Source organism: Oceanobacillus sojae (assembly GCF_007991515.1).
Taxonomy (GTDB): Bacteria; Bacillota; Bacilli; order Bacillales; family Amphibacillaceae; genus Oceanobacillus; species Oceanobacillus sojae.
On sequence record NZ_BJYM01000018.1, the window covers coordinates 76955 to 98254 of the forward strand.

Here is a 21300-nt window from a genome sequence, read left to right on the forward strand (position 1 = left end):
TGGTGAAACAGCTTCAGCTATCATCCTAAAACAGCGGGTTCTTCTTCGTGGCCCACTGTTTTTAGAATTCACTTTATAACATGGATATAAACGTACCCCCAAGAGCTCCAGTCACAACAATGATCCAAGGAGGCAGCTTGAAGTAAACCAGCATACTAAAAAGGATGGCAGCAAAAGCAAAATCAATCGGCTCAAGAATTGCGCTCGTCCAAATAGGATGATAGAAAGCGGAAATTAATATTCCTACTACAGCAGCATTCACACCCATAAGCGCACCTTTCATTTTCTGATTGCTTCTTATTTGATTCCAAAAAGGCAGTGCGCCTAAGATAAGCAGAAATGCCGGTAAAAAAATAGCCACAGTTGCTACTAATCCACCCTTCCACCCGCTGATAACAGCTCCGATATAGGCAGCAAATGTAAATAATGGCCCGGGAACTGCCTGTGTGGCCCCGTAGCCAGCTAAAAACGAAGCTTCGTCCATCCAGCCTGTCGGGACAAATTCACGCTCCAGCAACGGCAAAACAACATGTCCTCCACCAAAAACAAGAGATCCAGAGCGATAAAAACTATCAAACATAGCAATCCAATTCAATGCGGTCATCTCTCTTAAAATAGGAAGAAAAACAAGCAGTCCAAAAAATAACGATAAACAGATTACCCCCAGCTTTGGGGAAATCGGGAAAATAAAATCCGCTTTCTCATTATCAGCATGATTTTTATAAACTATATAGCCAATCAGTCCTGCTAGTAAAATAACACCAACTTGTATAAAGGCAGTTTGCCATAATAAAGTTATTATTAAAGCAAACAATGCAATCGATTTGCGCTTTAAATCAGGTGTCAATTTTGGGGCCATTCCCAAAATCGCATGCGCCACTATAGCTACTGCGACAATTTTTAGTCCCTGAATCCAACCGGCTCCTTCCATAGATGAGCCTTGTAAAAACAAAGCAAGTATAATTAATGCCAGTACAGAAGGAAGTGTAAAGCCGATAAAAGCAAGAATTCCTCCGGGTACCCCTCCACGCATGACGCCGATTCCTATGCCGACTTGACTGCTGGCAGGCCCCGGCAAAAATTGACACAGGGCAACCAGATCGCTGTAACTTCTTTCATCCATCCATTTTCTTTTCCGGACATATTCTTCATGAAAATATCCAAGATGCGCTATCGGTCCGCCAAAGGATGTCAATCCCAGCCGTGCAGAAATAAACAGAATTTCTAATAGAAGCTTTAATTTTCCTTTTTCTTCACTATGCTTCATTTTACACACCCTTTCCTATCAATCTATTATTTCTTTAAACAGTTCATATGCCTTCTCCCGGCCTTCCACCAGAACCTCCTCCCCTTTTTCTGTAGCAGTGTAATATTTTCTTATTTTCCCGTCTACATTACGTTCCTCCATACGCAAAAGTCCATCCTTTTCCATGGAATGAAGAATTGGGTACAGGGTGCCAGGACTTATCATATAGCCATGCCTTCTCAACTCACCCAGCATCCATGCACCAAAAATAGGTTCTTCCATTGCATGATACAGAATATGTATTTGCATAAATCCTAAAAATAACTTTCTTAATAATTTATCTTCCAATGGAATCGTCTCCTGCATTATCAATATCGAAACTTGATATCGGATTTCGTTATTAATTTATCATCGGTACATAACCCTTGCAACCCATTACAATAAGACTTTACATAAACTTTACAAACGAATCGAATATAGAAAAAGCCAATCCGCCCCATATACATATGGATCAAATTGACTTTTAATATTTAAACATATATTTACTTACTCAGGGTTAAGCTCCTTCTATCATATCCCGTCTGTTATAGCCGAGATAACCAACAATCATCAGAACGATACTGATTACGGTAATCGTAATAAACACAGGCGCATCGAAGCTGTCTGTCGGCATTTGTGGAATCCAGCTTTGTACAGCTGTTTTTAAAAACCACTCCGGTAAGTCCAAAATACTGTCAAAGTAATTTAAGATAAAGGAATAACCGAGATACGCATAAACAACCTTCCCGAGCTTAGGAGCCCAGCCAAGTGCTAAAGCTGCCAATGCCGTAAAGAATAAAACCGATGGAAGGAAGTTATAACCCGCTGCCAGAAAATCACTGATATCCATTGCAGCACTGTCTTCCATTACTGAAATAGCTGTACCGCCAAGCCCTCCCGCAGCTAGCAGCGTACCGATTAATCCGGCAATAACAGCTAAACCGATTGTCGTCCAATAAAATTGGCCCCGGGTGACTTTGGTAGCGTAAAGCTGACTTAAATGCTGACGGCTTTCTTCAGCGAAAAGCTTATTCACAACCACAATCGGCAGAATCGAAACTAACACCATCATCACCATCATAATCGTACCAGTAAAAGATTCTTCAATGGATACACCAGATTGGGCAAACATTTGCTTCATCATCTCATTACTTTCCAGAAAGGTTTGCATATCTCCGTAAATGGAACCGTAAGCAGCGCCCATTACTCCAAAACCAATCAGCCAGCCGATAGTAACTCCTCTATTCAGCTTGATGAATAATCCCCGAACAGATAATAGAGACCTTTTTGCATTTTCCCGTCCTTCTCTTTCCGGCAGATAACCAGCGCCTATATCACGACCGCCCTCGAGCGCAAAAGCAAGGATTACCATCACAACACTGAAAATCAAGGCAAAAATAATCGGCAGCCAGTTGTTATCTGTAAATGGATAGGTCAAGTACGTCCAGCCGAGCGGATTAAACATAGAAAAGTCCACATTGGAAACATCCGTACCGGCACGAGCAATATAAAGCAGACCAACGATTCCCAGGGCAGAACCTGTTGCACTGGAGGAAGCCGGCATAATTTGCGCCATCACCAGGCCGATTACTGCTCCAATGACACCAGCCATTCCAATAGATGCTCCAAATAAAAAGGAGCCTTGGAATGAAATCGTATCTACATTAAAAACGATAAGCAGAGCACTAATGAAAAGCGCTAATATGATATTAATGACAACAACCTCTGCCATTGCCGCAAGTGAGTTGGCCTGCCGTCCAATTTGAAAGGAGCGTACCAGCTCTGTCAATCCGAGATCTTCTTCCTTACGTGTATGTCCAATCACGTGTAAAACAGCCATAATCATTGCAAACAAACCGCAGAACAATAACATTTCATGCGCATACATCGCGCCTATTGTATAATCAGCCGCTGTTTCAACCGGGGTAGGACCAACCATGGAAACCATCGCCGGGTTTTGCAATGTCTCAAACATCCCTATCAAACCCTGCCCTTTTGCTATTTCTTCAAAAGCAGGTACAAATCCTCCTGAAAATAAGCCAATTCCGAGAATCCAAAAAATAATTTTTTTCCAATCACGCTTCAGATATTGCAAAAACAATATATCCCATCGTGCAAATTTTTCTTTCATTGTTCTTTCACCTCCCCATCAACGCTTAACCCTCATAATGACGCATAAATAAATCCTCAAGTGTTGGCGGAACCGCTTCAAATTTCTTCACACCCAGCTTGGTTGCTTCCATTAAAATGTCATTGATATACTTGTTGTCAGCAGAAAAGGTTGCTTGATTATCTTTTTGCATAAAATCATGCACACCTTCTACAGTCTCCATTTTCGAAACATCTTTTTCCGTTGCTAAGGTTACAGCAGAACGGGTCAGATGCCTTAATTCATCCAATGTCCCCGATTCTACAATCTCCCCCTGACGAATAATAACAACCCTGTCAGCTAAACGCTCTACCTCGCTCAAAATATGAGAAGAGAGCAAAATAGATTTCCCTGCTTCCTTGATTTTTTCTACCTCCTCCTGAAAAACTGCTTCCATTAAAGGATCAAGTCCGGAAGTCGGCTCATCAAAAATATATAAATCAGAATCCACGGATAATGCTGCAATTAACCCAACCTTTTGACGGTTGCCTTTCGAGTACCCTTTCGATTTTTTCTTCGGATCCAATTCAAAACGTTTAATTAAATAATCACGTTTTTGCTTATCTCCGCCGCCATGCAGCTTCATAAACAAGTCAATAATTTCTCCACCTGTCAGGCTCCCCCAAAGTGCAACATCTCCTGGAACATATGAAATACGTTTATGAATTTCCAAGCTATCCTTCCAGACGTCCTTTCCAAAAATCTCTGCTTTCCCGGCATCGCGCTTGATAATTCCTAATAAAGCACGGATTGTTGTTGATTTACCAGCTCCATTGGGGCCGATAAAGCCGACAACTTCTCCTGCTCCAACTCTGAATGTCACATCACTTAACGCCTGAAATTTACCAAACTTCTTTTGCAGACCTTTTATCTTCACAATTTCTGTCATAATGCTGACACTCCTTCTTTCTGCAATTTAATATCCTGTTTTAGCTTGCTTTTTCATTTAAGAACGTAATACATCCGAATAAAACTATTAATATGATTTTAGTTCATTTTAATGCATTAAAAATAAAATTTTAAACCATAATAATATTTTGTAGTTCAATATTATTCCTTTATTATTCATTAGTCAATAAGATAAATACTATTTTTTATTTGCCAGTTCATAATTAGACATATATAATAAATAGGAAGAAACACGCTTCTGTGAAGAAATTTTTGAAATGAATGCGTGACAGAAAGCAGGTAATAAATTTGAATGGTTTTGAAAAAAGAACAGAAGAAAAGAAAAAGAATATATTGGAAGCAGCCTTTGAGCTGATGAATAGAAATGAGGTAGGCAAAAATATAACCATGGATAAAATTGCTAAACATGCCAATGTGGGGAAAGCCACCCTCTTTAAGTATTTTGGCAGCAAAGACAATCTTATTCATGAGGTTTTTAAGTATTACTTAGAAAAAATGATCGATACTGCAAGTGATATTATGAATGAAAATAAGCCATTTGATGAAACACTCATTGCATTAAGTCAAAATAAAATCAAATTTTTAAATCAAATTAATCAATCCTTCTATCTTAAAATGATGGCATATTTAACGGAAAAAGACGAGGAAGGCTGGTCCGTCATGATGCAAAAATATACTCAGGAAAATTACGGCATGATGCTGGATTTATTTCATAGGGGCCGTAAAGAAGGAAAGGTGGACTTAAAATATTCAGATGAATTTCTGCTTTTGTATTTTCAAGCGATTGTAGAAGGAATTTCCAGCCCGCAGATATATGAAAGAATTGCACCTTATACGGAAGAGTGGACAGAAATGTTAATTAAAGGAATTGCGCCGAAGAAAGATTAATGCTTAAAGTGCTCTTCTACATTTTCTTTTGACCAGCTTTAGGCTCTTTAATCCTTTTTTCTTCAAAAAAGCTATCTTAACCTAGAAGCCTCGCCAACCTGGCTAAGGTAATTTCTGTGATTCGTGACTGGTTCTTGTGGAATTTCCCACTCTTTTTACAAAGGGTGGTTTTTTTATTATAAAACTTAGTAGTCATCAAGCTTTTAAATGATAACCGTTAGTTGCGCTTATGCAGTAGGAGAGTTTTATACTTTGGCGCAAAAAAAGCTGGGGGTCACCCAACTTCTTTTGCATAACTAGTCATATTTCATGCCAATATGGGATACTGGTACTGCTCAAAGATTTGCCTTCATGCCCTTCTCATTCTTCCTAATATCCCACTTCAACTACTGCATTAACAATGTACATTAAATCATTTTTATCCTCTTGATCGCTTAAATAGATTCCACTCGTAGTAGCTAATCCGCCCTCTAATTTTTCCACCGTTACTGTTCCATACGGTACCAATTTTTTAATTTTTTCCTCATCCAAATGTTCTATATCCCTAGGAATACCTAATTTCACATTTACCTTCATATTATTTAGATTTTGATCAGGCAGGCTGTTCTGAATGCCTGGCATTGAATTAGTATAAATCGCGTTGATAACAGCACGTTCTGCTGCCTGATTGACATCCTGCCCATGTAAATCTACTCCTGTACCTGTCTGAATAAATATCATTTGTTCCATGTTTTTCTCTCCTCCCAGATTATTCAATATTTCTTTATAACACATGAATGTCTTGCTTCTACATATACCCGTTTTTTGAAAAAGTAAAAACTATGCTTCCTCTGCCCGCCTATATACAAATAATGACCTAGCTATAAAAAAAGACAGCGTTACGTACAATTCAGTACGAACGCTGCCTCTTCCAGCCTCAGTATAAGGCTGGAAGGATTCTACTTCTGATTTCGACAATTACTGATTACAGAGCGATGAAACTATAATTATTCTATCTCTATCATCATTCTAAAGTATTCTTCATGTCACCGCTTTCGTAGTATTTTTCCCCACTGCTTTCTTCCCGTTTCTTGATTTCATTCTTTAAAGTTGTACAAAAATTCTGTTCCAGCTTTAATTCGGTTGCATTTCTCAGAGACTCCTTTAAGAGTTCATCTGACAAATGCCTGAGACTGTTCATGGATATTCCTCCCACATTTGCATTTTGAATCCTTTGATTTTTGAATAATCAGAAGTAGAATCTATCTAAAATATTACAAAGTGAGACAAAAAGGGCAAAATATTGCGACAATAAATACTGAGAAAACGACATTTTTCATGACTTTATAATAATCACAATATAAACAAACAGGGATATACTTCGCAGAAATAATAGCAATGACTATGTCTTGATGCTCTTATTTGAAGTTAAATTCTTTTGTTAGAGCGATTGTTTACCTTATTATTAGAAAGAGATTAACCAAACGAGGAGAATGTTATATGTACAAAAATTTGTACTCTATTGGAGAGACGGCTAAATTAAATAATATTCCTATCCAGACATTAAGATATTACGATAAAATGGGTTTATTCACACCCGCTTTTATAGATCCTGAAAGTAATTACAGATATTATCATGAAAAACAATTCTTTTATCTGGATATTATAAAATACCTAAAATATATAGATACACCACTAAATCAAATTAGAGAAGTAATGAAAAAAGACGCCGTACAAATGCTGCCTTTTTTAGAGGAGCAAGGGGATATTATTGATAATAAAATACATCAGCTTAAACAAGCCCAAAGAATGCTTCATCACCGCAAACTCCAGATAAAAGAACAAAACACGTTAGCAAATCGGCCACATGGACAAATTTATACCCGTTCTGTAGCAGAACAGGTTCAGCTGCATCTCTCTACAACAGACCTTACCCCTTACGGCAATCCGGACGTATACATGCGTGATTTGGCATACTTATTAGAAACACAGAAAAATAGGTCCGTTGATAACTTCTATGGATGTGTTTATGATTTGAAAGACTATCAGGGTACTGATCACATTATTTATTCCAGTATCTATACAACCTTACTTGGAGATGAACAATTACCTGAAGAATCACAATCAGATATAACAAAAAAACATATTTCAGAAGGAAGGTATATCTGCATTTGCTTTCAATGGTCTGAGGCTCAATATTTTCAATACTACAAAACGTTATATGATTACCTTCGTAAAAATAAACTGAATACTACAGGGCCTGTCTACGAGGTTTCTTTGCCTAATAGATACTTCTCCTATGAAGAAGATGATTTTATAACAGAACTTAGAATTAAATTAAAAGAAAAAGATTGACTCTATAGCTGCTATAGACTTTATGATTTAACCATGAAAGGAGTAGATAATATGATGAAAACAATTCGGTTAATAGCTCCCGACTGGCAAGGAGGTAACAAGCAGGCGTATTATTTGGGTGCGGAGCTGCTTTCATGGTTAGCTCCGAAAAATGATAATCAAAAAGAGATTAAATTAGAGATTGAAAAGCCAAAAGGCGAGGGATTAGAAAAAGAAAATGGTGTCGTTGCTCAATCTGTTGTGAAAGAAAATGTAAATATGGCAGCTCAGGTGCTAGCTGAAGAAATGCCCGATAAAATTATTACATTTGGAGGAAACTGCTTAGTATCTCAGGCCCCTTTTGATTATCTGCATGGCAAATATGGAAATGAACTTGGTGTTATTTGGATAGATTCTCATCCTGATGTTTCTACTCCAGATATCTTTTATCATGAACACGCTATGGTGCTAGGTAATCTCTTAGGTAAAGGAGATCTAGAATTATCTAAAGATGTAAAATTCCCCTTTACTCCTGATTCCTTTTTATATGTCGGAATGCAGGCACCAAATGATTTAGAAGCGAATATATTAAATGATTTAAAATTAAATTATACGGTGCAGGATAAAGAGCATTTAAAAATGGAAGGCATCCAAAAATGGATTAACGAAAATGGTTTTACTAAAATAGCTGTTCATCTTGATTTAGACGTGTTAGGCCCTGCGTTGTTCCGGTCTTTATACTTTTCCGAACCAGGAGTTACGGAATTCCCTTCAGAATCTGGCAAAATGACACCAGAAGAATTATTAAATATACTGACAGATATTTTTAAAGAAAATCAAGTTGTAGGCTTGACTGTAGCAGAGTTTTTACCTTGGGATGAGATAACCCTGAAGAATACGTTATCTGCGTTAGATATTTTTAGCTAGTAAGCTCTAAAAGAATCGGGCACAGAAAATTTACCCGTAGAAAAAGGATTTTCGCGTCATATTTCGATACGAAAATCCTTTTTCAATTAAAATTATCTATCTATAAATCATTCAATCAGTAATATGTATCCATAAGTATAATGCTATTTCACTAGAAATTCTATTCAACAACAGAAGCTGCACCAGTTTCTTGTCCAAGCCTTCCTTTTACCCGATCCAAAGCATCCTGTTCCACACCTTTTGCTAATAAATATTTCTCAACATTTCCATATGTTTCCTCAAGATAATCATAAGCACGGATTATATATTCTCTGCTGGAATACAGGAATTCTTTAGGTACCTCAAAAAGAGCTGTGCCACCTTTATCAAATTGATGAAAAGACTCCAAATTGGTATATGTCACTTCGTAGTTGGAGATAATATCTTTTTTCTCCACGCCGGCTAGTCCCAGCAATAACATGGCTAAAACTCCGGTACGATCCTTTCCTGCTACACAGTGAAATAGCACGCCTCCGTCTGCTGCCTGATCAATAATGTTAAAAACTACCTGTACATAAGGACTTTCCTCAAGCATTTTTACATAAAAATCGCCCATAGTCAGATTCTTCAAAGCGTCGGCCTCCAATATCGGCTGCCCGGCAAACGGGATGTTGTGATAATCACAAAAATTAGCTTCAGCGAGCGGGTTCGGGTGCTCTTCCACTTCATCTGTTCCGCGTAAATCAATGACCGTTTTCACACCATAAGCTTCTAAAAAGGAACTGTCATCCTTCGTTAAATTATGCATATCACTTGATCTTATGAATGCATGCCATTTCACCTGTTCTCCATTTTCAGTACTGTACCCGCCTAATTCACGGCAATTCTCCACACCTTCAAGCGGTAAACGAACCCAGTTTAATGCTGCATTTTTCATAAAGTATTCTCTCCTCCACTATAATTTTATTTATTCATTCATTACCTGCTGCCATGTGTAATTTTACTTTTAATTCGTGTCATTAAAAATTCAATGATAAGCATAAAGCTGCAGATAATGATAACTATTGTTGTTGTTTGCGCATAATTGTATGTTCCTATTGCCTGTGTAAGCAGCAGTCCAATTCCACCCACACCAATGATTCCCAGACTGATAGATTCGGATATATTTCCTTCAAACCGGACCGTAATCCAAGCGACAAAGGAAGTGATGCAAAGCGGCAACAGCCCGTGATAGACAATATTAAACCAAGAAGCACCTGTTGAACGCATTGCCTCAATAACATCATATCCAGCATCTTCAATACTTCCTGTAAACATTTTTACCAGGTAGGCAATGGCAGAAAATAACATGGCAATGAAGCCGGATGTATTTCCAAAACCCAGGCTTGCGATAACCATTAATCCCCAGACCAATGATGGGATCGAACGAATAACCGCAAAGGAACCTTTTATAAAACTGGATAAAAAGTTATTTGGTGTTATATTTGATGCTGCTAAGAAACTAAGAATTATCGCTAAAAATACCCCAACGACTAATGCTAAAAAGGCTAAAGATAAACTCGTCACAAGCTCTAATAGCGCAGCTGGAATAATAGAAGCGTCAATCGCCATCATACTGTTCAAAACGCCAGGGACATTCTCCAGCCTTGCAAAAAATTGTTCTAAATTGAGATTTATCAACATTGCAGCTAATACAAATATCGATACAAGTGCAGCAACCAATAGAATCATTTTCCAAATAGATCCTTTAGATGTTACACGGATATAATTCATTTCCATTGAAATTCATTCCCTTCATTATATCAGTTTTTTACGAAGTGTATTGGTGACAAACTCCGTTAACAGAATGATAGAAACAATCACAATAATAATCCCCAATGCCTCACCATAGTTGAATAAATTAATGTTTGTATCAATCAGGACACCGATTCCGCCAGCTCCGACAAGACCTAACACTACTGAAGCACGGACATTGATCTCAAATGAAAATAACGTCCAGTTTATCCATGAAGGGACAAATTGCGGCAGGACCCCATGCAATAAAATTTGAAAATAAGATGCGCCGTTTGCCCGAAGTGCCTCTAATTTTTCACCAGAGATTTCATCAATGGATTCGGCATAACTTTTTCCTAAAAATCCGATGGTTACAAAAATCAGTGCCAGCACACCGACGATACCGCCTAATCCAAATATGTAGACGAGTAATGCTCCCCAGATAACAAAGGGAATATTACGCATAACTGAGACAAGTGCACGGCAAATCATGCGGATGCTTTTAAACTTATTCGTATTCTCCGAAATAAGAATTCCCAAAATAAGCGCCAGAATGCTTGATAAAAAGGTGGCAATCACAGCATAACCAATCGTATCCAAAACTGCCGGAATATATTGCTGCACATTTTCTAGACTAGGCGGAAAGAAATTCTGGAAGAAAAAGAGAATAAAGTTTGGCAGCCCCATCATCATATCAATCATAGATATCTTCAGGTAAATTACAGAAAATAGAATTGTTGCACAGATAAGAGCAGCAATTAACAACGGCTTTTTCGAATCTTCCTGATCAAGCTTTATTTTTTGGTTGAGATTACTCATGCCTTCTGTCCCCCAGTTAATTGTAACGCCGGCCCTTCCTTAACTCCGGTTGATATCCCTGTTTGAGCTGCATCATTTTGCAGCGTCATTTGTGATTCTTTTCCTTCATAAATAGAACGAATTATTTTATCCGATAATTCTGCCGGCTTCCCGTCAAACACAACCCTGCCCTTCTTAATGCCGACAATCCGGCTTGCATATTTCTTCGCATAATCCACTTGATGCAAATTAACGATGCATGTCAGCTTCTTCTCCTTTGAAATATTATGCAGCTGCTCCATAACAATATTAGCTGATATTGGATCAAGGGATGCAATCGGCTCATCTGCCAACAATAACTTTGGTCTTTGCAGCAGCGCACGGCAAATTCCTACACGCTGCATTTGCCCTCCGGACAGCTCATCAGCACGCTTGTAGATTTGATCTTTTAAACCTACTTTTTCTAAAAGCTCTACTGCTTCCTTTTTATCTTCATGCTTGAAAAACCCAAAGATACTTTTATACAGTGGCGTATCGTGCAATCTGCCATGCAGCACATTTTTTATCACATTTGTCCTGCCAATTAAATTATAATGCTGAAAAATCATCCCTATTTTCGAGCGTTCTTTTCTCAGCTTACTTCCACTGGCTTTTTCCAGATTATCTCCATCAAAAACCAGATTCCCTTCTGTTGAATCAATCAGACGATTAATACAGCGGATAAAGGTAGACTTACCAGCACCGGAAGGACCAATAACTACAATGAATTCACCAGGATAAAAATCGATGGAAATACCGTTCAAAGCACGTGTTGATTTTCCATATACCTTCACTAAGTCTTTAATGGATAATAATGGCTCCATTTATTATTCTGCCCCCTCTAAAGCATTAATCGTTTCTAACATTTCAATCGTTTCCTCATAATAGTTATTTTCAGTCGGATAGAAGCGTGCATTCGGCGTCTGATGTAATGCTGCAAAATATTCTTCATCCTCAAAGCTTACAAATGCATCTTCAATAGCCTGCTTTAAGTCTTCCGGCATGTCACCGCGAATGATATAAGATGCATCAGGAATACTTTGTGTACGGCCAATTATTTTGATATCATCCGGATTAAGATCTGCCGCTTCCAGCATCTGATCAATTTGTCCATTAACAACTGCTGCCGCATCAAAGTCTCCCATGGCTACCCCCATCAGGCTGTTTGGATGAGATTCTGTAAACGTTACATTTTCGAAAAAGTATCCAGATTGCTCTATTAAAGCTGGATCAAGATCTAATTCTTGAACAAGCGTCCCCTTTGGATATAGATAACCAGAGGAGGACGCTGCATTTACAAAAGCGAAATTCTTGCCCTCTAAATCTTCTATACTATTAATATCGTCATTATCACCCTGTGTAATAAAAGAAGTATAATATTCTGGGATATCATCTGCTTGCGGTGTTACGAGCAGCTCTGCACCTGCCTTTTTCTGTGCCTGATAATAGCTCATCGGACTTGCAAGCATCACATCAATATTCCCGCTCGCCATTGCTTCAATACCCACTGCATAACTTCCTCCCTGATACTCCACTACATCAATACCGACTTCTTCTGCAATATGCTCTCTGAGCTGGGTATGAAGCGTTGGTGAATTGGGATTGTCTTCATTTGGCATTTGAACGATAGCTATTTCCTCCGGCCAATCGCCATTTTCCCCTTTCCCGGAGGATGCTTCTCCAGTCTTGCCGCAAGCTGCTAAAAATAAAATCAATCCAATAAGTAGAAAACTTTTAAATGAATTTTTATACATTGTTTATGCTCCTTCAATGTGAATTATTGTGCTCTTTTATCTGATTATGCTGTGAGACCCCTCCAAATAGTAATTTATGATTTCTGGTGTCTGCGAATAAATGACAATCCTTTGTCCTCCTTTTGCATATTCAATGTATCTATATACTTACAACTCTTAATATACTTACTGTTTATTAAGATAATTCACTACTTTTGTAAACTTATTGTAAGGTTGATAAAAGCCACAACCATATTTTTATCCAATAAAAAAGGCTTTGAATGCTAATCAACACTCAAAGCCTTTTATCCGATTCTTTAATTCCCCTTTAACATCCGCAAGCCATTTAGAATAACTAGAATAGTGCTCCCCTCATGCCCAATCACACCAAGCGGCATATTGATAATCTGTAAAAAATTACTGGCAATCAGAATGCTTATAACAGCAAGGGAAAAAATGATATTCTGCTTAATAATCGCATTCATTTTTTTAGATAAACGAATCGCATTTACCATTTTTGCCAGATTATTTTTCATAAGCACAACATTGGCGGTTTCTAAAGCAATATCGCTCCCTGTCCCCATGGCAACACCAATATTTGCTGTAGCCAGAGCTGGTGCATCATTTACTCCATCGCCAATCATTGCGGTCTGCTGCTTTTGCTGTTTCAGCTGCTTTAAGTAATTTACTTTGTCCTCCGGTAAGCAATTGGCATGGAACTCTGTTATACCAGCCTCCTGAGCAATGCTTTCTGCTGTAGCCTGATTGTCACCAGTCAGCATAATCGTTCTTAAACCAAGGCCATGTAATTCTTGAATAGCTTCTACCGCATCCTGCCGAAGTGTGTCCTTCAGCAAAAATACGGCAATAATTTTTTTACTCCTTTTCACAAAGATATTGGTCGTTGCTTGTTCTTGAGTAGTAAAGGTTTGTAGAAACTTATCTGCTTCTTGCTTTCCGACCATTTCTGCATTACCGATCATCCAGTAGTCATCATCTACTCCCGCTGACAGTCCTCTGCCGTTATGATGTTGTACAGATGCAGTTATCTCCCTTTGAATTTTCCGATGTTCATCAGCCCAATTTTTCATTGCCTGAGCCAGCGGGTGGATGGATTCACTTTCCATCATATAGATTATATTTGCCAGATACGCAGTATCCTGCCCTTGATTAATAAAGTAATCAACGACAACTGGTTCTCCTTTGGTTAACGTACCTGTTTTATCTAAAGCAACAGCATCTAATTTAGCTAAAGCTTCTACATAGACGCCGCCTTTAAATAGAATACCCTGCCGGGCTCCATTGGAAATAGCAGATAAAGTTGCCGGCATGATCGAAGCAATTAAAGCACAAGGTGAAGCAACAACCAGTAAAATCATTGCACGGTAGACGGTATCCGTCCAGGTCCATCCGAATAGATAATGCGGAAGAAACATCATCACCGCGACTGTTAGAAGAACTATTTTGACATACAATCCTTCAAATTTTTCAATAAATTGCTGGGAAGGCGAGCGTTCTTCATGTGCATTTTGAACCAACTCAATAATTTTTTGAAACATCGTCTCCGTCGGCAATGTATTTATTTCAATTTGAAGACTGCCGCTGAGATTAACCGTTCCAGCAAACACCTCATCGCCTGATTCCTTGGAAATTGGGATTGATTCACCGGATAAAGCACTCTCATCAACTGTTGTATGACCTTTGACAATGAACCCGTCAGCAGGGATTCTTTCTCCTGTTTTCACAGTAATCTGATCTCCAGGTTTTAATTGGTCAATGGCTGCCACCTCACCGTTTAGCAGAGTCGCTGTTTCTGGCTGCAGCTGCATCAGACTTTGCAATTCATTCTTATTTTTATTTTCTGTATAGCTTTCCAATGCACCGGATAAGGAAAAGATAAAAATTAATATAGCTCCTTCTGCCCAATAGCCTATAGAAGCAGCTCCAATTGCTGCAATAATCATTAATAATTCTACATTTAATTGTTTTGTCTTATATGTTTCTGTGATTCCTTCCTTTGCCTTGGCAAAGCCCCCAATCAAAAAAGAAGCAATTAATAAACTCACCCATAGAGCATAATCTATACGGCTGGATAACACCCAGGCTATTAAAATAAGGATTCCGCTTATGGCTGCGGCAATTATTTCTCCATGTATTTTAAGGTTGGGTATAAAAAAAGGATACTGATTTGTTTTTATTTCTTCCATTTTATAAGCCTCCTTTAATGCGATTTGTATTTCTGATATTGATTCTCATTTTCATTTATTTATAACAAATATTAAATTATAATTATTATAAATAGTATAGCATACTTTTCTTTTAATTGTTTGTAGAAATGGTGACAAATTTTATTGAAAGCATGGTAAATTCACAATTAAGAGACATATATCAAAATTCGGTGGGATGAGTTGTATCCATTAATAAAGAAAAGATAATTCCGGGGAAATAAAAATAAGAGAAAAACTCATGTAAAGGCATTAAAGAAATCATAAAGTAATGTAAACGATAGACACCTGTCTGATTTAGCAGTTGGAGCTGGCTGAACAGTTTTAGAAATTCCAATTCTTCTTATTTAAATTGCAGTAATCAACGCTATTGAATATAAAAAATACCTGAGACAAAATCTCAGATATTTTTCACATGAAGTGGCAGATCATTTTATTGTTTCATGATGGATAATGGAATTGAATATCGGGGATAAAAGAAGCTTGTATTTTTTTACTCTCTGAATTTCCGTTCTTCTACCAGTACTTTTTTTCTATTATTTATTTGGGTTAACCCGTATCCGAACAAGCACAGAATGAGTGCAAATATGGTAACTGTGATGATTGGTAAAATAATTGAATAAGATTGATTTGCAATTAAAATAATTAGAAAAAGCAGAACTGCTGTAATAGAAATGAATCCTCCCAAAAGGCGGCGGAACATCCTCTTTAAATGACCAATTCTTGAATCCAAATCAGAGAAAAGATTAAATGTTCCCAGTTCGGACTTTTTACGAAAATAAATCCAATTAGAAAACTCACCAATTTTCTCCGCGCCAGTTTCTTCAATAAAATCGATATAATCTTCACGTTCTTTTTTTGATAATTTTGGATCAAGTAGTTCTAATCTGTATATATATTCATTAGGAGTGCTCTTTTTAAATGTATACTGAGGTACATTTACTTTGGTCAATTCCCAGCCATCTGCAGCCATTTCGTTTAGCCACTGTTCTTCTTCTGCAAATTTCCAAACGGTGAATAGTTTTTTTATTTTTTTCTCCATTATTTCTCACCTCCGGATTCAACTATTTTCATTCCATTGTCAATAAGCTCCTGCAATCTTAACAGCTCCATCTCCACTATTTCCTTTCCTTGCGTGGTAATAAGGTATTCTTTTTTGCGATTGTTGACGCTTTTTGGTAATGCTTCAATCCAGCCCTTTTTTAAGAGGTTATTTAAAGCTCCGTATAACGTCCCTGCTGCCAGGATTACTCTTCCTTCCGACATCTTCTCTACTTTCTGCATAATACCGTAGCCATGGAGAGGCTCATACAGGGAAAGCAGCGTATAATAAATCGCTTCTGTTAAAGCTATCTGTTCATTTTGCATCTTATTATCTCCTTTTTATATCTACCTACGTTATATCGTATTCCGATACAATATATTATATCGCGACCCGATATAACTGTCAACGATATAAAAAACCTCATTTACAAAGTCTATCATCACGATAAACCTGATAAATGAGGCTTTTCCATTCCTATCATTTTCTTTATACCTTTACAACCGATATAAAATAATTTATTGTTTCCCCGCTCTATTTGACTGTTTCTCATCTAAATCCCTGTAAAATCGCTCCTTACGAGAAAGATAGCGTCCGTGTCCCCTGCGCTCTCTGGCTCTTTTTATTTGTGCCTGAATATACATCATCAACGGCAATACACCAAGTGCATACCTCCCATAACGTCCAACTTCAAAATCTGGCAAAATAGCCTCAACTACAATAGGGAAAACAGTAAACACCAGGCCTATCATAATAACTAAAATGATTTCAGCATGAAATCTGCCGCTGATACGTGTAACTTTCCGCCCCATCACCAGGATAATGGAAATAATATACACAGACACGAGACAAAACCCTGCATAGAGCATTGTAAAAAATACTGCATCCTTCGCATTATCACCAATAAGAAAGTTTATTGGCTCGCCCTGGAACAGAATTCCTTCTTCACTTCCGTTAAAAGTGAAGAATACAATAACCATATAGCCGACCATAAAAAACATAAAAAAGGTGAGACATAAAACAACAATACTCCAGAGAATTAAGAAAAGTCTTCGAATAAGCCCAAAAATAAGGCCGGAACCGGGTATTTTACTGAAAATATAAATAATGATAAAAAGTACAACACAGCCGCCAACTACCAAAAGAGTAGAAAGAATTTCATCTGTTATCATAATCTGCTCCTTCTTTTATCTCCGTACAGAGGAGAAGTTGTTATTATCATATACAGATTCTGTATTACCTGGCAATAGTATTTTTTAATCAATTAAACAGATAGATAAGAGAATACTTGTTATATTCTTATAAAGCACAAAACGAGCTGGAAAAGATACTAGATTGGTATCTTTTCCAGCTCGTTTGAGTCTAAATCATTTCACTTGGTTTATATTAGTAAACATACTGAGAAGTTTTGAATACTGCATGATTAAAAAGGCAGTTCATCTCTCTTAATAGCCTGCAAACTCCTCTGAACGAATATTGTCTTCATTTACACCGGCTTCCACAAGCATTTTCTGCATTGCTTCTACCATATCACCAGGTCCGGACAAATAATAGATTGGTTTATTGACATCTGAGACATGGCGTTTAAGCAGTTCCGCATCAATATGCCCACGCTCTCCGTCCCATTCGCCGGCCTCTGCTCTCGTCATGACCGGGACAAAGTTAAAATTAGGATTTCTTTTTTCCAAATCCTCCAAGTCAGATAAAAACGGCGCATCCTCCGGCGTTTTATTCGAATACAGCAACGTAAGGTCATGACCTGTTTTCTGATTTGTTGCCTCCGCAATCATGCTTCGAATAGGAGTGATACCAATACCGCCAATAATAAATACAGCTGGGGTTGATTCCGTTTTATGCAGGGTAAAGCTTCCATTTGCCCCATCAAACTCAACTTCACTGCCTTCCGGAAGATTTTTCAACTCCCGTTTAAAAGCGGTATCTCTCAGACGGGTTGTCGTAACTAATTCATTTTCACTTGGTCCATAAACGAATGATAATGCTCTTTTTGTTCCTTCCTCATCTATCTCACTTGGATTGATTAGTTTGATGTGCGTCAGCTGGCCTGCTTTAAATTCAAATCCTTCTGGCATTTCCCAATGGAAAGCCATTGTATCTTTCGCAACTAATTCTTTTTTCTTTAATTTAATCTTGCTGTTTGTCATTCCCAATCACTCCTTTTCATAGAGTAAATCTTTTTCTTAGAAAGAGGCTGATCGTAAGCCATAATTTTGTTATATAATATTTTTACCCTTATTTTTCTATATGCAAACAGGCAAGCTTCTTAAAATAGTTCATAAAAAAGACGCTAATCCTTACTATGTCAGGATAGCGCCTTGTCTTATACTTGCACAAATTCATTAGAGTCTGGACTGATAACTATTTTCTATTCAGTATCCCCTGATAAAAACTCCTGCAGTGCCTGTTTATTTTGCTCTATATCAATTTCCAATACAGCTCCAGCGTCTGTACGGGCATTCCAAAAAGAATTATCTACAGGAATTCTTAAGGTTTCCATTGGATGATCGCTTCCGGAAATTAATCCTTTGCCTATTGTAAGAATGGTTTTATTATCTACATTTGTGTCAACGTACGGATCAGCAACCCCTAACAGCTTTGGCAATTTCACCAAACCATGAAGACTAACCGCTTCGTCCTTCAGCTTGGTAATTGCTTCCTGCTGCCGCTGTACTCTTCCATAATCACCGTCTGCGTCTTTACGAAAACGTACATACCCAAGCAGCTCATCGCCATTTAATACTTGTCTGCCCGGTTCAAGTGTCATTCCGATACCTTCTGACATTTGATGCGGGACGTCCACTTCTATACCATTTGGTGCAATAATGTCTGTGATTTTTGAAAAACCTTCAAAATCGACAACAGCATAATAATTCAAATCTATATCAAAATTTTGCTTCAGCGTCTGTCTGAGCAGCTCGGGACCATCAAATGCAAAGGCAGCATTAATCTTCTGCATTCCGTGTCCAGGGATCTCTACATAAGTATCACGCATAATAGAGGCAAGTTTAATGTCATGTGTGTCCTGATTATAATGGGCAATCATAATCGTATCGGAAAGACCACGTTCTTCCCCGCGAGTATCACTGCCAATCATTAAAACATTGATTTCTCCAAATTGCGGTTCTGAACCTTCAAAAGGAACAAAGGTTGTGCCGTCATCTTTGTATGGGCCTTCTTTTGCTATTGATAAACCTTGGTAGTATTGCGTTATGGCATAAGCTCCCACTGCAATAATACATACAAAAATAAACAACAGGACACGACGTCTCCATTTACGTTTCGCAGATTTTCTTTCACGTCTTTTCATATGTAACGCTCCTTGTATTTTTCTTTAATCGAGGGTTCAAAAAGTAGACATCGTTTTTTTTGTTCTGACAAGTATTCGCAAACTCTTTTCGATGGGGCGAGTAATCGCAAAAGCTCTTCGGTGGGACGAGTAATCGCAGTCCCAGCCCATCGAAAAATCCACGTCAACGCACTTCCTGTGGAAATTCATTATCTCGCCGCTTATCATTTGATGACTTTTTTAACTTCCTCTTTAATTGGAAAGTGATTTTAAAGCAATTTGTACAGCAACAGCATCATCCATATATCCAATCGGAAAGATATAATCCGGGACAACATCTACCGGTGTAATAAAGTACAATAGTACGCCTCCCATAATTGTAAGCGTGAAGGGTGTCCCCTTATATTGCTCAAATTGGGCATAAAAATTCTTCAGCTGTTTGATAAACGGTCCAATACTGCCTACTTCATCAATCTTTTTCTTAAATTTATTGTGGATGATTTGTTTTCCTTCTTCTGTTTGAGCGTATTTTTCATAACTGCCTAATTGCTGTTGAACCTCATCCATACTAAAATTACCATCATAAAGCTCTGATGCTTTTAGCGTTTGCTGAATCTCTTTTACAGATGTATACATATCCGAAGTGCCTTGTGATTCTGCTGAACGGATCGGATAACCGGCAGCCTCCATAAGCTCCGCCAGTGGTACATTCAAACAGGAAGCAAATTTCTCTAAATGCTGAATGTTTGCTTTACGTTTTCCATTGATAATACGTGAAATGGTCGCTTTATCGATGCCAGTGTGCTCACTGCATTTTCTTATCGACATTGCACGGGTATGCAATAACTCTTTTAATCTATTTCCGAAATCGTCCGCAGTCATATGCATTATCCTTCCATTTATATATTTGGTGATTGGTCACGATGCATGTATTCCGAATTAAGACAGTCCACAAAAGGCACACACTGCCAATATTTTTTCTACATCATTTTAAATATAATCACCTAGGTATTCTAATAATAATCTATTAGATAATATATACGAATGTTGACATTATGTCAACGAATTAAAAAACTAAATAAGAGCGCAAATCCCTGTTTTACAGGATTGCACCCTTTTATATGAGTATCTTCATTTTATTACTTAAAAGACTAGCTTCATTCCTTCATGACTTGCTGAAAATCCTAATTTTTTGTAAAAGCGATGTGCATCATCCCGCTGCTTATCTGTTGTCAGCTGTACAAGACCGCATTTTTCAGCTTTTGCAATAGCAATTGCTTCTTTAAACAAAGCCTCTCCTATTCCTTTCCCACGAAAATTCTTGTCAATACGTACGCCCTCTATTTGCGCACGCTTCATCCCTTTTCTTGCTAATCCGGGTATAATGGTTAATTGAAGACATCCGATTACCGTTTTATCTTCAATGGCTAAAAGAATTTGATTGCCTGTTTGCGCTTCTATCGCATCAAAAGCTTGATAGTATTCCTCCGGTAATGGCTCTTCATACCTTTCACGTCCGGAACCTAATGCATCATCAGCTAATAAGCGGACAATTATAGACAGATCTTCTTTTTGAGCCTTCCGAAAAATCATATTGTATACCTCCTCATAATATAACGAACAGAATATCTGGATCTGCAAAATCTGCTTTTTTACTCATTTTGTTCAAATACTGCTCCTTCTAAGCGGATTATATCATCCATTATGCTTTCCTGTTCATAATCCAATAATCTAATAATTCTTATTAACTCAGGAAGTGCATCATCTATTGTATATAATTTATCTGAAGCCAGGTTATAAGTCACATGAAGTAATTTCTCTGCCATTTCTGCAAAATCTAATTTACGGCTTAATTTGTCTATTAATAAATCTTTTGGTGTTTTTTCTGATGTCATCTTATCACTCTCCCTAAGAAGATTCCTTAGTCAATATCTTT

23 protein-coding genes are annotated in these 21300 nt (G+C 37.8%); 3 read left to right on the forward strand and 20 right to left on the reverse strand.

From position 1 onward, the window contains the following. Positions 1-73: 73 nt before the first annotated feature. From OSO01_RS18755 to OSO01_RS18770, 4 genes are all read right to left on the reverse strand, one after another. Positions 74-1267 (reverse strand): chromate transporter, encoded by a 1194-nt coding sequence (locus tag OSO01_RS18755; protein WP_147212012.1) that lies wholly within the window; start codon positions 1265-1267, stop codon positions 74-76. Positions 1268-1285: 18 nt separating this feature from the next. Continuing rightward, the gene (locus OSO01_RS18760; RefSeq protein ID WP_147212013.1) at positions 1286-1594 is read right to left on the reverse strand and encodes a PadR family transcriptional regulator; all 309 of its coding nucleotides are present in this window, start codon (positions 1592-1594) and stop codon (positions 1286-1288) included. Positions 1595-1802: 208 nt separating this feature from the next. Next, positions 1803-3416, reverse strand: coding sequence for an ABC transporter permease (locus OSO01_RS18765; protein WP_147212014.1), 1614 nt, complete (start codon positions 3414-3416; stop codon positions 1803-1805). Between the two features lie 25 nt (positions 3417-3441). Beyond that, the gene (locus OSO01_RS18770) at positions 3442-4323 is read right to left on the reverse strand and encodes an ABC transporter ATP-binding protein (RefSeq protein WP_147212015.1); all 882 of its coding nucleotides are present in this window, start codon (positions 4321-4323) and stop codon (positions 3442-3444) included. 308 nt (positions 4324-4631) lie between these two features. Between OSO01_RS18770 and OSO01_RS18775 the strand changes: the two genes are divergently transcribed. After that, positions 4632-5231 carry a TetR/AcrR family transcriptional regulator gene (locus OSO01_RS18775; protein WP_147212016.1) on the forward strand — a complete coding sequence of 200 codons (600 nt, stop codon included), beginning with the start codon at positions 4632-4634 and terminating at the stop codon, positions 5229-5231. Between the two features lie 369 nt (positions 5232-5600). On the opposite strand, the gene OSO01_RS18780 is transcribed toward OSO01_RS18775, so the two are convergent. Both OSO01_RS18780 and sda read right to left on the reverse strand, forming a co-directional pair. Beyond that, entirely contained in the window at positions 5601-5960 is a 360-nt protein-coding gene (locus OSO01_RS18780) for a Lin0512 family protein (RefSeq protein ID WP_147212017.1), read from the reverse strand. 274 nt (positions 5961-6234) lie between these two features. Beyond that, entirely contained in the window at positions 6235-6411 is a 177-nt protein-coding gene (gene sda / locus OSO01_RS18785) for a sporulation histidine kinase inhibitor Sda (RefSeq protein ID WP_147212018.1), read from the reverse strand. A gap of 299 nt (positions 6412-6710) precedes the next feature. On the opposite strand from sda, the gene OSO01_RS18790 reads away from it, so the two are divergent. Continuing rightward, positions 6711-7565 carry a MerR family transcriptional regulator gene (locus OSO01_RS18790; protein ID WP_147212019.1) on the forward strand — a complete coding sequence of 285 codons (855 nt, stop codon included), beginning with the start codon at positions 6711-6713 and terminating at the stop codon, positions 7563-7565. Positions 7566-7616: 51 nt separating this feature from the next. Continuing rightward, positions 7617-8471 carry an arginase family protein gene (locus OSO01_RS18795; RefSeq protein WP_147212020.1) on the forward strand — a complete coding sequence of 285 codons (855 nt, stop codon included), beginning with the start codon at positions 7617-7619 and terminating at the stop codon, positions 8469-8471. Positions 8472-8631: 160 nt separating this feature from the next. On the opposite strand, the gene OSO01_RS18800 is transcribed toward OSO01_RS18795, so the two are convergent. From OSO01_RS18800 to OSO01_RS18865, 14 genes are all read right to left on the reverse strand, one after another. Beyond that, complete coding sequence (locus OSO01_RS18800; RefSeq protein ID WP_147212021.1) at positions 8632-9387, reverse strand: tyrosine-protein phosphatase; 756 nt, start codon at positions 9385-9387, stop codon at positions 8632-8634. A 41-nt stretch (positions 9388-9428) separates the two neighbouring features. Continuing rightward, positions 9429-10229: a PhnE/PtxC family ABC transporter permease gene (locus tag OSO01_RS18805; RefSeq protein ID WP_147212022.1), complete on the reverse strand. Its 801-nt coding sequence runs from the start codon at positions 10227-10229 to the stop codon at positions 9429-9431. A gap of 18 nt (positions 10230-10247) precedes the next feature. After that, on the reverse strand, positions 10248-11042 hold the full coding sequence (gene phnE / locus OSO01_RS18810) for a phosphonate ABC transporter, permease protein PhnE (protein ID WP_147212023.1): 795 nt from the start codon (positions 11040-11042) through the stop codon (positions 10248-10250). Further along, positions 11039-11884 (reverse strand): phosphonate ABC transporter ATP-binding protein, encoded by an 846-nt coding sequence (phnC, locus tag OSO01_RS18815; protein ID WP_147212024.1) that lies wholly within the window; start codon positions 11882-11884, stop codon positions 11039-11041. The genes phnE and phnC overlap by 4 nt, the downstream gene beginning before the upstream one ends. Positions 11885-11887: 3 nt before the next feature. Beyond that, positions 11888-12814 carry a phosphate/phosphite/phosphonate ABC transporter substrate-binding protein gene (locus OSO01_RS18820; RefSeq protein WP_147212025.1) on the reverse strand — a complete coding sequence of 309 codons (927 nt, stop codon included), beginning with the start codon at positions 12812-12814 and terminating at the stop codon, positions 11888-11890. Between the two features lie 296 nt (positions 12815-13110). Continuing rightward, complete coding sequence (locus tag OSO01_RS18825) at positions 13111-15000, reverse strand: heavy metal translocating P-type ATPase (protein ID WP_147212026.1); 1890 nt, start codon at positions 14998-15000, stop codon at positions 13111-13113. A gap of 511 nt (positions 15001-15511) precedes the next feature. Then, a complete protein-coding gene (locus OSO01_RS18830; protein ID WP_147212027.1) occupies positions 15512-16060 on the reverse strand; it encodes a DUF2812 domain-containing protein in 549 nt (182 codons plus the stop codon). Next, on the reverse strand, positions 16060-16386 hold the full coding sequence (locus tag OSO01_RS18835) for a PadR family transcriptional regulator (RefSeq protein ID WP_147212028.1): 327 nt from the start codon (positions 16384-16386) through the stop codon (positions 16060-16062). Before OSO01_RS18835 ends, OSO01_RS18830 begins: the two co-directional genes overlap by 1 nt. A 192-nt stretch (positions 16387-16578) precedes the next feature. Then, entirely contained in the window at positions 16579-17232 is a 654-nt protein-coding gene (locus OSO01_RS18840; RefSeq protein WP_147212029.1) for a hypothetical protein, read from the reverse strand. A gap of 273 nt (positions 17233-17505) precedes the next feature. Further along, a complete protein-coding gene (locus OSO01_RS18845) occupies positions 17506-18222 on the reverse strand; it encodes a ferredoxin--NADP reductase (protein ID WP_147212030.1) in 717 nt (238 codons plus the stop codon). A 221-nt stretch (positions 18223-18443) separates the two neighbouring features. Beyond that, entirely contained in the window at positions 18444-19385 is a 942-nt protein-coding gene (locus OSO01_RS18850) for an LCP family protein (RefSeq protein ID WP_147212031.1), read from the reverse strand. 231 nt (positions 19386-19616) lie between these two features. Beyond that, positions 19617-20246, reverse strand: coding sequence for a DUF1232 domain-containing protein (locus OSO01_RS18855; protein WP_246145228.1), 630 nt, complete (start codon positions 20244-20246; stop codon positions 19617-19619). A 261-nt stretch (positions 20247-20507) separates the two neighbouring features. Then, positions 20508-20957: a GNAT family N-acetyltransferase gene (locus tag OSO01_RS18860; protein ID WP_147212033.1), complete on the reverse strand. Its 450-nt coding sequence runs from the start codon at positions 20955-20957 to the stop codon at positions 20508-20510. Between the two features lie 59 nt (positions 20958-21016). After that, on the reverse strand, positions 21017-21259 hold the full coding sequence (locus OSO01_RS18865; RefSeq protein WP_147212034.1) for a hypothetical protein: 243 nt from the start codon (positions 21257-21259) through the stop codon (positions 21017-21019). Positions 21260-21300: the final 41 nt, after the last annotated feature.

Bases quoted from the DNA above. Each gene is read 5' to 3' on its own strand.
- OSO01_RS18755 (WP_147212012.1), bottom strand. From the start codon at position 1,267: ATGAAGCATAGTGAAGAAAAAGGAAAATTAAAGCTTCTATTAGAAATT.
- OSO01_RS18765 (WP_147212014.1), bottom strand. From the start codon at position 3,416: ATGAAAGAAAAATTTGCACGATGGGATATATTGTTTTTGCAATATCTG.
- OSO01_RS18770 (WP_147212015.1), bottom strand. From the start codon at position 4,323: ATGACAGAAATTGTGAAGATAAAAGGTCTGCAAAAGAAGTTTGGTAAA.
- OSO01_RS18780 (WP_147212017.1), bottom strand. From the start codon at position 5,960: ATGGAACAAATGATATTTATTCAGACAGGTACAGGAGTAGATTTACAT.
- sda (WP_147212018.1), bottom strand. From the start codon at position 6,411: ATGAACAGTCTCAGGCATTTGTCAGATGAACTCTTAAAGGAGTCTCTG.
- OSO01_RS18790 (WP_147212019.1), top strand. From the start codon at position 6,711: ATGTACAAAAATTTGTACTCTATTGGAGAGACGGCTAAATTAAATAAT.
- OSO01_RS18795 (WP_147212020.1), top strand. From the start codon at position 7,617: ATGATGAAAACAATTCGGTTAATAGCTCCCGACTGGCAAGGAGGTAAC.
- OSO01_RS18800 (WP_147212021.1), bottom strand. From the start codon at position 9,387: ATGAAAAATGCAGCATTAAACTGGGTTCGTTTACCGCTTGAAGGTGTG.
- OSO01_RS18805 (WP_147212022.1), bottom strand. From the start codon at position 10,229: ATGGAAATGAATTATATCCGTGTAACATCTAAAGGATCTATTTGGAAA.
- phnE (WP_147212023.1), bottom strand. From the start codon at position 11,042: ATGAGTAATCTCAACCAAAAAATAAAGCTTGATCAGGAAGATTCGAAA.
- phnC (WP_147212024.1), bottom strand. From the start codon at position 11,884: ATGGAGCCATTATTATCCATTAAAGACTTAGTGAAGGTATATGGAAAA.
- OSO01_RS18820 (WP_147212025.1), bottom strand. From the start codon at position 12,814: ATGTATAAAAATTCATTTAAAAGTTTTCTACTTATTGGATTGATTTTA.
- OSO01_RS18825 (WP_147212026.1), bottom strand. From the start codon at position 15,000: ATGGAAGAAATAAAAACAAATCAGTATCCTTTTTTTATACCCAACCTT.
- OSO01_RS18830 (WP_147212027.1), bottom strand. From the start codon at position 16,060: ATGGAGAAAAAAATAAAAAAACTATTCACCGTTTGGAAATTTGCAGAA.
- OSO01_RS18835 (WP_147212028.1), bottom strand. From the start codon at position 16,386: ATGCAAAATGAACAGATAGCTTTAACAGAAGCGATTTATTATACGCTG.
- OSO01_RS18840 (WP_147212029.1), bottom strand. From the start codon at position 17,232: ATGATAACAGATGAAATTCTTTCTACTCTTTTGGTAGTTGGCGGCTGT.
- OSO01_RS18845 (WP_147212030.1), bottom strand. From the start codon at position 18,222: ATGACAAACAGCAAGATTAAATTAAAGAAAAAAGAATTAGTTGCGAAA.
- OSO01_RS18850 (WP_147212031.1), bottom strand. From the start codon at position 19,385: ATGAAAAGACGTGAAAGAAAATCTGCGAAACGTAAATGGAGACGTCGT.
- OSO01_RS18855 (WP_246145228.1), bottom strand. From the start codon at position 20,246: ATGACTGCGGACGATTTCGGAAATAGATTAAAAGAGTTATTGCATACC.
- OSO01_RS18860 (WP_147212033.1), bottom strand. From the start codon at position 20,957: ATGATTTTTCGGAAGGCTCAAAAAGAAGATCTGTCTATAATTGTCCGC.
- OSO01_RS18865 (WP_147212034.1), bottom strand. From the start codon at position 21,259: ATGACATCAGAAAAAACACCAAAAGATTTATTAATAGACAAATTAAGC.